The organism is Parabacteroides gordonii MS-1 = DSM 23371 (assembly GCF_000969825.1).
Lineage (GTDB): Bacteria > Bacteroidota > Bacteroidia > Bacteroidales > Tannerellaceae > Parabacteroides > Parabacteroides gordonii.
In genome coordinates, this window is sequence record NZ_KQ033920.1 from 322470 (window position 1) to 336744 (window position 14275).

General features: G+C 44.3%; 11 protein-coding genes. 5 read left to right on the forward strand and 6 right to left on the reverse strand.

Features of this window, described 5'->3' with window-relative positions; translation table 11 throughout:
- Positions 1 to 85: 85 nt before the first annotated feature.
- A complete protein-coding gene (locus HMPREF1536_RS27950) occupies positions 86 to 256 on the forward strand; it encodes a hypothetical protein (protein WP_167331512.1) in 171 nt (56 codons plus the stop codon).
- Positions 257 to 342: 86 nt separating this feature from the next.
- On the opposite strand, the gene kbl is transcribed toward HMPREF1536_RS27950, so the two are convergent.
- Positions 343 to 1533, reverse strand: a complete 1191-nt coding sequence (gene kbl / locus HMPREF1536_RS18245; protein ID WP_028728756.1) for a glycine C-acetyltransferase — start codon at positions 1531 to 1533, stop codon at positions 343 to 345.
- 250 nt (positions 1534 to 1783) lie between these two features.
- On the opposite strand from kbl, the gene HMPREF1536_RS18250 reads away from it, so the two are divergent.
- Entirely contained in the window at positions 1784 to 2737 is a 954-nt protein-coding gene (locus tag HMPREF1536_RS18250; RefSeq protein WP_028728757.1) for an NAD-dependent epimerase/dehydratase family protein, read from the forward strand.
- Positions 2738 to 3032: 295 nt separating this feature from the next.
- Here the strand turns inward: HMPREF1536_RS18250 and HMPREF1536_RS18255 are convergent, their stop codons facing one another.
- A complete protein-coding gene (locus tag HMPREF1536_RS18255; RefSeq protein WP_028728758.1) occupies positions 3033 to 3911 on the reverse strand; it encodes an aldose 1-epimerase family protein in 879 nt (292 codons plus the stop codon).
- A 125-nt stretch (positions 3912 to 4036) separates the two neighbouring features.
- On the opposite strand from HMPREF1536_RS18255, the gene porU reads away from it, so the two are divergent.
- The 3 genes from porU (at position 4037) to HMPREF1536_RS18270 (ending at position 11555) form a co-directional block, all read left to right on the forward strand.
- Positions 4037 to 7477: a type IX secretion system sortase PorU gene (porU, locus tag HMPREF1536_RS18260; protein WP_052349868.1), complete on the forward strand. Its 3441-nt coding sequence runs from the start codon at positions 4037 to 4039 to the stop codon at positions 7475 to 7477.
- A gap of 33 nt (positions 7478 to 7510) precedes the next feature.
- Positions 7511 to 8509 carry an L-glyceraldehyde 3-phosphate reductase gene (gene mgrA / locus HMPREF1536_RS18265; RefSeq protein WP_028728760.1) on the forward strand — a complete coding sequence of 333 codons (999 nt, stop codon included), beginning with the start codon at positions 7511 to 7513 and terminating at the stop codon, positions 8507 to 8509.
- A gap of 172 nt (positions 8510 to 8681) precedes the next feature.
- A complete protein-coding gene (locus HMPREF1536_RS18270) occupies positions 8682 to 11555 on the forward strand; it encodes a PD-(D/E)XK nuclease family protein (protein ID WP_028728761.1) in 2874 nt (957 codons plus the stop codon).
- Between the two features lie 3 nt (positions 11556 to 11558).
- Here the strand turns inward: HMPREF1536_RS18270 and HMPREF1536_RS18275 are convergent, their stop codons facing one another.
- From HMPREF1536_RS18275 to pyrB, 4 genes are read right to left on the reverse strand one after another with little or no spacing between them, the layout of a single operon-like run.
- Positions 11559 to 12275, reverse strand: a complete 717-nt coding sequence (locus HMPREF1536_RS18275; protein WP_028728762.1) for a porin family protein — start codon at positions 12273 to 12275, stop codon at positions 11559 to 11561.
- 5 nt (positions 12276 to 12280) lie between these two features.
- Positions 12281 to 12847 (reverse strand): flavin reductase family protein, encoded by a 567-nt coding sequence (locus tag HMPREF1536_RS18280; RefSeq protein ID WP_028728763.1) that lies wholly within the window; start codon positions 12845 to 12847, stop codon positions 12281 to 12283.
- A gap of 5 nt (positions 12848 to 12852) precedes the next feature.
- Positions 12853 to 13317, reverse strand: a complete 465-nt coding sequence (gene pyrI / locus HMPREF1536_RS18285; RefSeq protein WP_028728764.1) for an aspartate carbamoyltransferase regulatory subunit — start codon at positions 13315 to 13317, stop codon at positions 12853 to 12855.
- 14 nt (positions 13318 to 13331) lie between these two features.
- The gene (gene pyrB, locus HMPREF1536_RS18290) at positions 13332 to 14246 is read right to left on the reverse strand and encodes an aspartate carbamoyltransferase (RefSeq protein ID WP_028728765.1); all 915 of its coding nucleotides are present in this window, start codon (positions 14244 to 14246) and stop codon (positions 13332 to 13334) included.
- Between the last annotated feature and the right edge of the window lie 29 nt (positions 14247 to 14275).

A 14275-nucleotide genomic window follows, 5' to 3' on the forward strand; every position in this document is an offset into this window, starting at 1 on the left:
GCGGATTGTTTTTCGTGAACATATTGACAGAGATAGTTGTTTAATTATCGAGTGATTGTTAAACAAGTGATAAATAAAAATAGATATGAACAGGCGTGAAAGATTGGAACTGGAGATATCCAATATCCAGGCGAAGCTAGATAATCCCCCGAAAGAAACACCGTCCCATATCCTGAAGTCATGGAGAAAGGACTTGGTAAGTCTGGAGTTTGAATTGAACAACCTCGTTGATGGCGAGGAAGATAATAATTATTAAAGGTTAATGGTTAGTTTTTCTAAGAAAAGAGCAGCGGAAACAAGAATGTACCGCTGCTCTTTCTATATAATAATGTAATCTACTTCTTATTTGATAACATTCAATTCTTTACCTACCTTGATAAATGCAGCAATCGCTTTATCCAGGTGTTCAGTTTCGTGTCCGGCAGATAACTGAACGCGGATACGAGCCTGATCTTTCGGTACTACCGGATAGTAGAAGCCTGTTACATAGATACCTTCTTCCTGCATACGGGCTGCGAAGTCCTGAGACAGTTTTGCATCGTACAACATAACTGCACAGATAGCAGACTGGGTCGGTTTGATATCGAAACCGGCAGCCAGCATCTTATCACGGAAATAAGATACATTGTTCATCAGTTTAGTATGCAATGCGTCGCTCTCTTTCAATATCTTGAACATTTCCAGACTGGCTCCTACAATAGCGGGCGCTACCGAGTTAGAGAACAGGTAAGGACGTGAACGCTGACGAAGCATATCGATAATTTCTTTCTTACCGGTTGTGAAACCACCCATAGCACCACCGAATGCTTTGCCTAATGTACCTGTAAAGATATCAATTTTACCATATACATTATATTGTTCTGCCACACCATGACCTGTAGGTCCGGCTACACCGGCTGAGTGAGATTCGTCGACCATAACCAGTGCATCGTATTTCTCTGCCAGTTCGCAGATCTTATCCATCGGTGCCACATTTCCGTCCATAGAGAATACACCGTCTGTTGCAATGATGCGATGACGCTGTGCCTGGGCTTCCTGCAGACAACGTTCCAGGTCGGCCATATCAGCATTGGCATAACGATAACGTTTTGCTTTACACAAACGAACACCGTCAATAATTGAAGCGTGGTTCAATGCGTCGGAGATGATAGCATCTTCTTCAGAGAACAATGGTTCGAACAAACCGCCGTTTGCATCGAAACAAGCAGCATACAAAATAGTATCTTCTGTTTTGAAGTAGTCGGAGATAGCAGCTTCCAACTGTTTGTGCAGATCCTGAGTTCCACAGATGAAACGAACGGATGACATACCGTATCCGTGGGTATCCATAGCATCTTTTGCAGCTTTGATCAGACGCTGGTTGTCTGACAGACCAAGGTAATTGTTGGCACAGAAGTTTAAAACATTACTTCCGGCATTTACTTTAATGTCGGCTCTCTGAGGCGTAGTGATAATACGCTCGTTCTTGTACAATCCGGCAGCTTTAATATTTGCCAGTTCCTGTGTAAGGAAATCTTTTAATTTACCGTACATAACATTGTTTTTTGTTAGTATTTTTGAATCAAGTAGACGAAATTGTTTGTAGTTGAGGCTGACAAGTTACAGTTTGAAACTTTTCGTTTATGTAAGCTGCTAACTGTTAAAAGTCAACTGTCAACTGAATAAGCAAAGGTCATATTTTTTTTTGAATTTTGGTATTAAAAAACACAAGAAAATAATGCAGGAACAATTTAATTCTCTATACCTTTGCCGCGGAAAAAACTTAAAAAGACAATAAAACGCAATGAAGAATGTATTAATTATTGGTTCTACCGGTCAGATCGGCTCAGAGTTAACCATGGAGTTGAGAAAACGTTATGATGGCGACATCGTGGCAGGTTATATTTCCGGTGCAGAGCCTAAAGGTGAACTGTTGGAATCAGGCCCTTCTGCTATTGTTGATATAACAAACGAACAGCAGATTGCTGAAACAGTTTCTAAATACAAGATCGACACGATTTACAATCTGGCGGCTTTACTTTCGGCTGTGGCTGAAGCAAAACCTCAGTTGGCTTGGAAGATCGGTATGGGTGGTTTGTTTAATGTACTGGAAGTGGCACGTGAAATGCATTGCGCTGTATTTACTCCCAGTTCAATCGGTGTTTTCGGTAACAACACTCCGAAAGACAAAACTCCGCAGGATACGATTCGTAACCCACGCACAATGTATGGTGTAACAAAAGTTTCCGGTGAGTTGCTGAGCGATTATTATAATATCCGCTTCGGTGTGGATACCCGCTCGGTTCGTTTCCCCGGTTTGATCTCTTATGTAACTCCTCCGGGAGGTGGTACAACTGACTATGCTGTCGATATTTATTATTCAGCAGTAAAGGGAGAGAAGTTTGTATGTCCGATTGCAGCTGGAACATTTATGGATATGATGTATATGCCAGATGCTTTGCATGCTGCTATCCAGATCATGGAAGCTGATCCTACTCGTTTGCAACATCGCAACTCATTCAACATCGCTTCTATGAGTTTCGATCCGGAAATTATTGCAAGTAACATCCGTAAATATATTCCTGACTTCCAGATGGAATATAACGTGGATCCGTTGCGTCAAGCAATTGCTGAATCATGGCCTAACTCACTGGACGATACTTGTGCTCGTGCAGAATGGGATTGGAAGCCGACTTATGACCTGGATACAATGACCCGTGATATGATCACAAAATTGAAAGAGCGTTTTACTAAATAACAATTATAAGAGGTTTGGTGATGAGAGGGGATGTCCGGTTTCGGATATCCCCTTCTTTTTTGCTGTAAATAAGAAAGTTTCTAATAAAGAATAGTCGCTTTTATATGTTTTTGAGCATGTCTTGCATAAATAATGTTAACGGTATGCATTTTTCTTGCAAATGTTATGCTGTATAACATAAAAGCGCTATATTTGCACTGTGTTTTTCATGGTATTAGATTTAAGGTTAACAATGAAGATTGGCTGTCCGTGATGGATAGCCTTTTTTTTGTCCAATAGTTTCGTCTTCTCCGTTTTATTTATGAATCTCTACCAGATAACTTGCATTGAATGTTTCCCCCGGTTGAAGATACTGCATCCAGTCTCTATCTTTATATTCGCCGGAGTAATTTACCCGGTCGCAACGGCCATACCACGGCTCTATACATACGAAAGGTGCGTTTTTAGCGGGTGGCGACCAAAGGCCGACAACGGGGGCGGTGAAATAAACGGTGAGATAGGAGCTGCCGTCCGGATTGAGTAAGTCTACACGTCTTACTTGGCTGTCTTCGATCACTAAAGCATCTTTATCGAAGGTGTGTGTATCCAGTGGTAATAATCCTTCTTTGTCGAGAGGGAGCGGATATTCCGTATCGCCTATACAACCTTTTTCCTGGATGAGTTTATATGTCAGTCCTGCTGTGCGGTCGAAAGCAAAGAAACCTCGTTTTTGACTGTTTTCATCATAATCAGGATAATAGAAGGCCGGGTGTGCGCCGATTTGGAAATGCAATTCCTCGTTACCCGTATTTTTTACTACCCATATGATTTCTATCTGATTGCCGGCCAGGCGGTAACCGATTTCGAGATAGAACGGGAAAGGGTATAATTTCAACGTATCTTCACTTTCTTGTAGTTTGAAACGCAGTTCTGTGTCGGTTTCCTTTATCAGTTCAAACTCTTTATCGCGTGCAAAACCGTGTTGTGAGAGGTGATAAGTGATACCGTTGTGGCGGTATTCGTTGTTCCATAAACTGCCGACAATGGGGAATAGAACAGGAGAATGGCGTTTCCAGAAGGCCGGATCGGCTTGCCAAAGATATTCTTTTTGAGTAGCGTTGGCAACGATGCTGCTTAGTTCGGCACCTTGCGGGGAGACCTGAATCGTCAGCGAGTCATTTGATAATGTTTTCATATTCGGATTATTTAATGTCGTTTCTTAGTATAAGCAAAGTTAGTAAACTTCTTTTTTGATTTCCCGGCTGTTTTATAATAAAACAAAACAGAAAGCGTTAAAAGATCATTGAATAGTTGAAAAATATGATACTACACAAAAGAAGATTGTCAGCGAAAAGCTGTTTCGTATTTCTGTTTTGTTTTTGCCTGTCGCTCTCGTTAGGGGCTCAGGAGAGGTATGCTAAAAACTCCGTACTAAGTAACGGTCATTGGGTGAAAATAGCGATCGAAAAGAATGGAATCTACAAACTAACAAATTCCGAATTGAAGAAGATGGGGTTTGATGATCCTTCAAAAGTGGCTGTGTATGGCTATGGTGGCTGGCCGCTCGAAGAAGATTTCTCGAAGCCTTATGTTGATGACCTGCCTGCGGTTCCGGTGTTGAGGAAAGACGATTACCTGCTTTTTTATGGGCGGGGGACTACGAAGTGGGAGTATAAAACGATGAGATATTCCGATGGACGTGAAAGACAAACTTTTGTCCATACAAATAATCCTTATTCTGACTTGGGGTATTATTTCCTAACCTCTTCTCAGAATGTGAAAGAAATGGAGACTGTAAAATCAGAGCCGAAAGATGGAGTGATAGAGTTGAATACTTTTGATGATTATCTTTTGCATGAAAAAGATTTGGTATCTCTTAATAAATCAGGCCGTGAACTTTTTGGAGAGTCGCTTATGTCGACGATATCTGTTCCTTTTGATAATATTGAAGGTATAGTGCAGGAAGATGCTGTGGTGGAATGTCGGTTGATTGCTAAGACGAATATATCTAAAGATTTTGTACTCTCGATAAATGGCGAAGATGTTGTGAAGGGTCGTGTATCCGGCGTATCAACAGGTGCTAATTATTATGAATACATAAAAGCGAGGTCTGCTGAGGCTTTTGGTTATTGGAAAGGAGAGAAAGGTAAGTCTTTCAATATTAAGGTAGACTATTTTGAAAAAAATAATACAACTGCTTATTTAGATTACATTCGTGTGCATTTGAAGAGAACACTTCAAACGTACAATGAGCCAACCTTTTTTCGCAATGTGTCGTCGATCAATCATAAGTCTTGCTTTATAATAAAGAATGCGACTTCAAATACAATTGTTTTGGACGTTACTGATGCACAGAGTCCGAAAGTTGTAGAAGCTGTGTTGAGTGGAACAGAACTCTCGTTTGTAATTCCACAATCTTATCAATTGAGAGAGTTTGCCGTAGTTCAGTTAGACAAGTCTGTTCCGTCTATTGCTGCAAAAGACGCACAGCAGGTTGGTAACCAGAATTTACATAGTACTAAACAGGTTGATATGGTTATAATTTCTCCTTTTGCATTTAAAAGCGAAGCAGAGCGTTTGAAGAAAGCCCATGAGGAGAAGGACGATCTAGTTACTGAGGTGTTTACTCCGGAAGAGATTTATAATGAGTTTTCAAGTGGAACGCCGGATGCTACAGCTTACCGACGATTGATGAAAATGTTTTATGATAGAGGGAAAGAGGATGCTAAAGCTCCTAAATATCTTCTGCTTTTTGGAGACGGTGCATTTGATAACCGGTTTGTAACAAACGATTGGAAAAAAGTAGGAGATAATGAAAAGAACAATATGCTGTTAACTTATCAGACTACTGAATCATTAGATATGTATTCCTATACGGTAGATGATTATTTTGGTTTTCTGAAAGATTCTGGAAAGGATATATCAATGGCTACGTTGGATATTGCCGTTGGACGTTTTCCTGTCCGTACTCGGAAGCAGGCAACGGAGGTTGTTGATAAGGTAATCTCTTATATGAATAACTCGGATTTAGGTATTTGGAAGAATAATCTGTGCTTTATTGCTGATGATGGCAACAATGCGGATAGTTTTAAGGTGGAGCACCAGATAGATGCTGAAAATTTAGCACTTACGAGGGAGATTGAGTCTCCTGAATATATCGCTAATAAAATCTATTTTGATGCTTTCAAAAAGGACTTAGGCGGCGCCGGTAAATATCCGGAAGTGGAGGAGAGAATTGTAGAGAAATTGAAAAACGGTATGTTCCTTCTAAATTATGTAGGACATGGAAACACAGAGAATTTGAGTGATGAGCAGGTGATAAAACACAATGATATTTTGAAATATACTTACAAACACTTACCCTTGTGGATAACTGCAACTTGCGATTTTTGCCGCTTTGATGCTGTTGCTACATCAGCTGGTGAGGATGTGTTTTTAAGGGATAAAAGTGGGGGGATAGCATTGTTTACGACATCCCGTGTCGCCTTTACGGATATTAATGAGCGGATGAACCGCCAGTTTATGAATCTATTATTCAAAAAGGAAAATGATTTGTATCTTACATTAGGTGAAGTTATGAAGCAAACTAAATTAGGTGAAAAAACAGATAAACGTAAACTAGGCTTCTGTCTGATCGGTGACCCTGCATTACGATTGTCCTATCCGAAACACCGCGTTCAGGTTACAACCATTAGCGGTTCACCGGTAGGAAAAGATACGGTTGTTTTTAATGCAAACGCCTGGATAACGGTGGAAGGAGATATCCAGGATACAAAAGGAAGCCTTGTCTCTGACTTTAATGGAGAATTGCGTGCTAAGATATTGGATGGTTACCGAAGAGATTCCACATTAGGTAATAATCCCTATAAAAATAAGATCTATTATCATGATTACTTCAATACCGTTTTTGAAGGCGGCGGTTCTGTGAAAAACGGTAAGTTTAAGTTTACCTTTAAAGTACCGAAGGATATTTCCTATTCTGATAATACTTGTGGTAAAATGAGCTTGTATGCTTTTGATAAAACAGCAGGTGAGGACGCGCAAGGATATTTCAATAAGTTTTTAGCGAACGGAACAAAGGATGATCCGGATAACGATTCGGAAGGCCCGGAAATACGGTCGTTATTCCTGAATGATTCTACTTTTGTGAGTGGAGATAAAGTGAACAATACGCCTTATTTCTATGCCAGACTTTGGGATAAAAGCGGAATCAATGTGACAGGCAGCAGTATCGGACATGACATCACGTTGAATATCGATAACAATCCGGTAACGAACTATACATTAAATTCTTATTACGAATTTATTCCTGACTCGGAAGGCGAAGGTATTGTGAAGTTCGCTATCCCGGCACTGGAACCGGGTTTGCACGATGCCGAGTTCAAAGTCTGGGATATCATGAATAATCCTACGACCTGCACCTTCCAATTTGAAGTCGTCGAAGGCCTCAAACCCTTCATCTCCCGTCTTATTGCTACGCCGACTCCGGCTAAAGGTAACGTGAAGTTCCGTCTCTGGCATAATCGTCCGGAGACCCAGATGAAAGTCGGTATCCTGGTCTACGACATTACGGGGCGTCTGCATTGGAAGCATGAGGAAACAGGATCGTCCGAACTGTTCAAAGACTATGTGATCGACTGGGACTTGCGGAATAACGCAGGCTCACATGTGCGCCCCGGTGTTTATCTCTACCGTGCCGCTATCAGTACCAATAATTCGAAAGAGGCAACTGAGACGCAGAAAATGATTATTTTATGGTGATTTTATCTACATTTGCAAGAAATACAATAAATCATGGAAAGTATATACAAGGCAAATGAAGAGAGATACGCCAGCATGATGTATCGTCGTTGCGGCCGAAGCGGGATACTGCTGCCGGCTGTTTCGCTGGGGTTATGGCATAATTTCGGAAGTGTGGATGTGTTCAGCAACTTCAGTAAGATTGCTTATACCGCATTCGATAACGGGATCACCCATTTCGATCTCGCCAACAATTATGGCCCGGTTTACGGATCGGCGGAAGAGAACTTCGGAAGGATATTGAAGAAAGGTCTCGGCGTGTATCGCGACGAGCTGCTTATCTCCACCAAGGCCGGTTACGACATGTGGCCCGGCCCTTATGGAAACTGGGGAAGCCGTAAATACCTGATGGCAAGTCTCGACCAGAGCCTGAAACGTATGGGACTCGATTATGTGGATATTTTCTATTCGCACCGTCCCGACCCCGAAACTCCCATAGAAGAAACGATGGGTGCACTGGCTGATATTGTCCGTCAGGGAAAAGCCCTGTATGTCGGCATTTCAAACTATAACGCGGAGCAGACCGCGAAAGCGCTGGCCGTACTGAAAGAGCACCGCGTACCTTGTCTGATCCACCAGGCACGCTATTCCATGTTCGACCGTTGGACGGAACCCGACCTGCTTCCCTTGTTGAAAGAAGAAGGTATCGGAATGATCGCTTTCTCTCCTCTGGCACAGGGAATGCTCACCAATAAATATCTGCACGGTATACCTGAAAATTCAAGAGCCGCCCGGTCGACCGGCCATCTGCAACGGGAACAGGTGACGGAAGATAAGATAAACAAGATCCGTCTGTTGAATGAATTGGCCGCCCAGCGCAACCAGACCCTTGCAGAAATGGCATTGGCCTGGCTATTGAAAGACGACCGCGTAACCAGCGTGTTGATTGGTGCCAGCTCGGTTGAGCAACTGCTTGACAATCTGAAAGCGTTGCGCAATACAAATTTCACGGCAGACGAGCAGGAGAGGATCGAGAGGATATTAAAAATGTGATTACGAATTATCTTAGTTTCTTCCGGACGAAACTAAAGTTTCTTAGGCAGGAAACAAAAGTTTCTCCCTGATGAAACAAAAGTTTCCTAGGCAGGAAACTAAATGGGGTTGCCGACTCCGTTTCACCGTTCCCTGCATCCTCTAATAATAAATCAATAACAGAAACAAAGCAATGAAACCATTCTTATATCAGATAGCCTCTATATTCTATCAGCAATACGGCGCGGAAGTCAGCAAGCTGGCTTTTGTGTTCCCCAACCGTCGAACAGGTCTTTTCTTTCAGAAGTATCTTTCGGAGGTAGCCGAGAAGCCGCTTTTCTCGCCAACTATCCTGACCATCAACGACCTGTTCGTGCAGTTGAGTGGCAAGCAGACGGCCGACCGTATCAACATGCTGTTCACGCTATACGATATATATGTACGGCACAGCGGATCGACGGAGACATTCGACGAGTTCCTGTACTGGGGCGAAATGCTCCTTAACGATTTCGACGATGTAGATAAGTATATGGCCGATGCCCGCATGCTCTTTACGAATGTGACCGATCTGCGGGAGATAGAGAATGATTTCAGCTTCCTGGATGAAGATCAGATTGCCGCCATCCGCACGTTCTGGTCTTCCTTCTATCCTAAAGGGGATACGCCCAACCAGGAAGAGTTTCTTGCCGTATGGAAAATCCTGTACGACCTGTATAACGACCTGAAAAGTGCACTCGCCGCCGAAGGTAAAGGCTATGAAGGCATGATCTTCCGCGAAGTGGTCGAACGGATGGAACGTAACGACTGTTGCGACCTGCCTTATACGCAGGTGGTTTTTGTCGGACTGAACGCCCTTTCCGTTGCGGAAGAACGTTTCCTGCTGCAACTGCAAAAGCGTGAGATCGCCGACTTCTACTGGGATTATGCATCCGCGAAGGTGACCGATCCCAATAACAAAGCCTCTTATTTCGTAGAGCGCAACCTGAAGAACTTCCCTTCGAAATACCCGCTTCCCAAAGAAGAGGAGGTGAATACGAATATCGAAGTGATCGGCATCCCTTCCGGCATCGGACAGGCCAAACAAGTCTATACCTTATTAAACGAACTCTGCAAGGAAGATGAAATGAGCCCGGAAGAGGCCTTGCGCACGGCGGTGATCCTGCCCGATGAACATCTGCTTATCCCTGTGCTCAACGCTATTCCCGAACAGATCCGCCGTATCAATGTGACGATGGGTTATCCGCTGGCCGGTACGCCTGTGGCTTCCCTGATGGAATATATTCTGGCGCTGCAAAAGAACGTACGTTATGTAGACCGCCAACCGGTATTCTATTTCCGTGATGTGTTGCCTATACTTAATCACCGGTATATCAGCACGACCAATCCGGAGATCGTTACTTCCCTTATCAGGGATATTGCCGAAAACAATAAGATCTATATCACTACCGCCGATCTGGGAAAGACACCGCTTCTGTCCGTCCTTTTTACCCCGGTGACGGATGTGGATACTTTCTCCGATTACCTGATTAACGTATTGCAGGAACTCAACAAGGTCATGTATTCTTTATCCTCGGAAGAGGAAGAAGACGCCACCCAGCGCACCAACGATCTCGAACAGGAATTCATCTTCCATTATTTCACCACCGTAAACCGTATGAAAGAGATCATGCAGGACAGCGGGATTGACATGAAGATCGATACTTATTTCCGCCTGCTGAAGCGTGTGACGGATACCATCACGATCCCTTTCCGCGGAGAGCCTCTTTCCGGCCTGCAGATCATGGGAGTGTTGGAAACCCGTGCGCTCGACTTCGACCGCCTGATCATTCTTTCCATGAACGAAGGAATCTTCCCGTTGCGGAAAGCGGCTAATTCCTTTATCCCTTATAATCTGCGCCGTGGTTTCGGGTTGCCCACTTACGAGCATCAGGACAGCGTATGGGCTTACCACTTCTACCGCCTGATCTATCGAGCAAGTCATGTAAGCCTGCTGTATGATACCCGTAGCAACGGATTGCAGACAGGCGAAGTAAGCCGTTTCGTCCATCAGCTGCATTATCATTATGAACAGCCGATGCATAACAAACTGGTCGTTTACAACGTATCGTCCGCTAAGACTCCCGCCTTGCAGGTTCAGAAAACAGATGAGGTGATGGAACGTCTGGCGGCTTTCCGGAAAGGCGGTGTGCGGGCTATCTCGGCTAGTGCCGTTAATACGTATCTGGACTGTCCGCTTAAATTCTACTTCTCGGTAGTGGAAGGCATCCGCGAAGAAGAGGAGGTAAGCGAAACGATCGAGAGCAACGTTTTCGGTAGCATCCTTCACAAAGTAATGGAGGAACTCTACAAGCCTCTTTGCGGAAAAATGGTGACAGCTGATTTACTGAAAGCAATCAAAAAAGATACCCCGGTGCTGACCGGTGCCATTGCACGTGCCTTCGCCGAAGTCTTTTTCAAGACAGACGTGGTACGTCCGCTGACCGGACAGAACTTCCTGATCGGCGAGATGATCCGTAAATACGTAGAAAAGATACTGGAGCGCGACAGCAAGCTGACCCCGTTCAAATATATCGAGTCAGAGAGAAAGATAAACCGTCTCTTTACGTTGACCGACCGGTCGGAGATCCAGCTGAAAGGTTTTATCGACCGGATCGATGAAGTGCGTGATACCATTCGCATCATCGACTATAAGAGCGGTAGTGGAACGTCCACCTTTACAACCGTGGAAAGCCTGTTCGATATGGAGGAGAAAGACCGTGCCAAAGCCGTGATGCAGGTATTTATGTATTCATGGATGGTTGGTGAAGTGCCGGAAGGCAAGGTGCTCCAACCGGGTATTTATTATATGCGTACGCTTTTCTCCGACTCGTTCGAAGCCGCCGTAAGCCATCGTATAGAAAGGAACCGGTCGGAACGGGTGACAGACTTTGCCGAATATTCGGCCGCTTTTGAAGAAGGTTTGCGGGGTTGCCTGGATGAAATATTCGGACGTGAAAAGCCGTTTATCCAGACTCCGACAGAAAAGGCCTGCGCCTGGTGTCCTTTTAAGGATATATGCGGGAAGTAAAGATCAGAAGAGAAATCCCAGCGAGAAACTCATCATATTGGTACGCTTGTCGAGCGAAATGTTTCGTTCGACGGGCGATTGTGATGATTTGTCTTTGAAGTCAGACTCGATCTGGTTGAGCCCGAATTCGTAGGTAAACTCAAAGAACAGACGCCAGATACTAACGCCCAGCCCGGTTGCAACGCCTATCCCGAACGGGGTATTATCGTTAATATACTCGTTGGTGACTTCCGAGAAATGAGTGGTATAACGCAGCTTGTAATTATACCTGAACTTAGGCCCCACCATCAAACTAAGGGCGTACGGCCCTTCCTTCACCAGATAATAACCGATCATAACAGGAAGTTCCAGGGAAGAAGACTTGAGCCTGAGTTGGTCGCTCTCTGAACTTTGGCTTGTCAAGGTACCTGTTGTTTCTGTCTCCGGCAATGAGAAAAGGATATCGCCTTCAGTGCGGTACCAGGACAGGTCGGGTTGAATAAAGAAACGGTCGATATTGATCCGGCAGAACACGGAAGCCTGATAACCTACCTTATATTGCAGACGGATGTTTTCAGCTTCAACATCATCGATCCGAAGTGAGTTCACGATCGGGAATGTGGAGTTGAAGCCGACTTTGGCTCCGAAATTAAATGCCTTATCCTCGATAGATATGAATTTCTGTGCCTGGACAGAGATTCCGAGGGAAAACATAAACAATAGAAGGAGGCTCTTTTTCATACTCTTTATTTTTTCTTTTTTACCGACCAGCCGAACTTGCCGACGAAGTCTCCCAGTCCGTAATATTTCCCATGCGAATAAGCCAGCAGATCCGCACGTTGCATATCGAAAGCACCTGTATCCGGATCCAGATATTTGTCGTCGGCCTGCACATTCAGTACGTCGGCGATAAACATATCGTGACTGCCCAATGCAACCACTTCCTTCACCCGACATTCGATACAAAGAGGGGCTTCCTCTATCGTGGGGCAATTGACCAGGGTCGCTTTGCCCGGAGTCAATCCCATTTCTTCAAACTTGTGATGATCTTTTCCCGAATTCACACCACACCAGTCGGTGGCATAAGCCAGTTCGCGTGTAGTCAGGTTGATGACGAACTCCATATTCTTTTTCAGAACGGGATAAGAATGGCGTTCGGGACGTACGGATATATAACACATGGGTGGATTGGTACAAATCGTACCGACCCACGCCACTGTTATGATATTATATTCTGAAGGTTCGCTGCCACAGCTAACCATTACGGCCGGTAATGGATAGATCATGGTACCGGGCTTCCAGTCATGCTTCATATAATTTATTTAATGATAATGTCTTCCTTGTTGATCTTACGTTCGCAATAACGGCACCGGATCGTTCCCTTTTCCTTGTCGATCACTTCAAAACGTGTCGGCATCGGCTCGTTGTTGGTGATACATTTTGGATTATTGCATTTTACCAGGGCAACGAGTTCATCCGGCAAAGTAACCGTTTTTTTCTCTACAACCTCGTAATCGCGGATAATGTTCAGGATCACTTTGGGAGCGATCAGGGCTATACGGTTGATCTCGTCTTCCTCGAAGAATTTGTTGGAGATCTTGATAACACCCTTGCAACCCATCTTGTTGCTGTGGAAATTATTTCCGATGGTAATTGTATTATCCATGTGTTCCAGTCCCAACAACTTGGCTACTTTAAACAATTGGCTGGGAGGGATATGGTCGATAGCAGTTCCGTTTTCTAAAGCGGCTACCTGCAATTCTCTTTTCTTTTCTGCTGACATAACGATTATCAGAATTAAATATTGATACCTAAAACTTCACAAATAATAGCCTGGCGGGCAAACAGTCCGTTGCGTGCCTGCTGGATATAGTAGGCCTTCGGATTATCGTCTACATCATAAGCGATCTCGTTTACGCGGGGCAGGGGATGAAGTATGCGAAGGTTCTCACGACTGTTTTCCAGCATCTTGTTGCGCAGGATATACACGTTCTTAACCCGTTCGTATTCTTCCAGGTCGGTAAAGCGTTCGCGCTGTACGCGTGTCATGTAAAGGATATCGGACTGGTTGATCACGTCTTCATCGAAAGTCGTGTGCTCGTAGTATTTGATGCCGTGCTCGTCGCAGAAGTTTTTATATTCGTCCGGCATGCGAAGTTCGTCCGGAGCTACGAAATGAAAAGTAGGGTTGAAGTGCGACATGCCGACGATCAGCGAGTGCACGGTGCGGCCGTATTTAAGGTCGCCGACCATTGTGATGTTGAGGTCGGTCAGCTTTCCCTGTGTCTTTTGGATCGAATAAAGATCCAGCATAGTCTGCGAGGGATGCTGGTTTGCCCCGTCACCTGCATTGATGATAGGCACATCCGTTACTTCCGAAGCATAACGGGCGGCTCCTTCCAGGTGATGTCTCATGATGATAAGATCCACATAGTTGCTTACCATCAGGATCGTATCTTTCAGCGTTTCCCCTTTGGAAGAGCTGGTTGTCGAAGCATCCTGAAATCCGACAACTCGTCCGCCCAGTCGGTTAACAGCCGTTTCAAAGCTTAATCGCGTGCGGGTAGAAGGTTCAAAAAACAAGGTGGCGGCCACTTTGCCTTCCAGCAGCTTTCGGTTCGGATTCTCCTCAAACTTCCTGGCGTTATCCAGAATACGAAGAATGTCCTCTTTGGAACATTGATCGATAGAAACTAAACTTTTACTTTTCATTTTTTGTATAATCTGTCTTTTATGCAAAA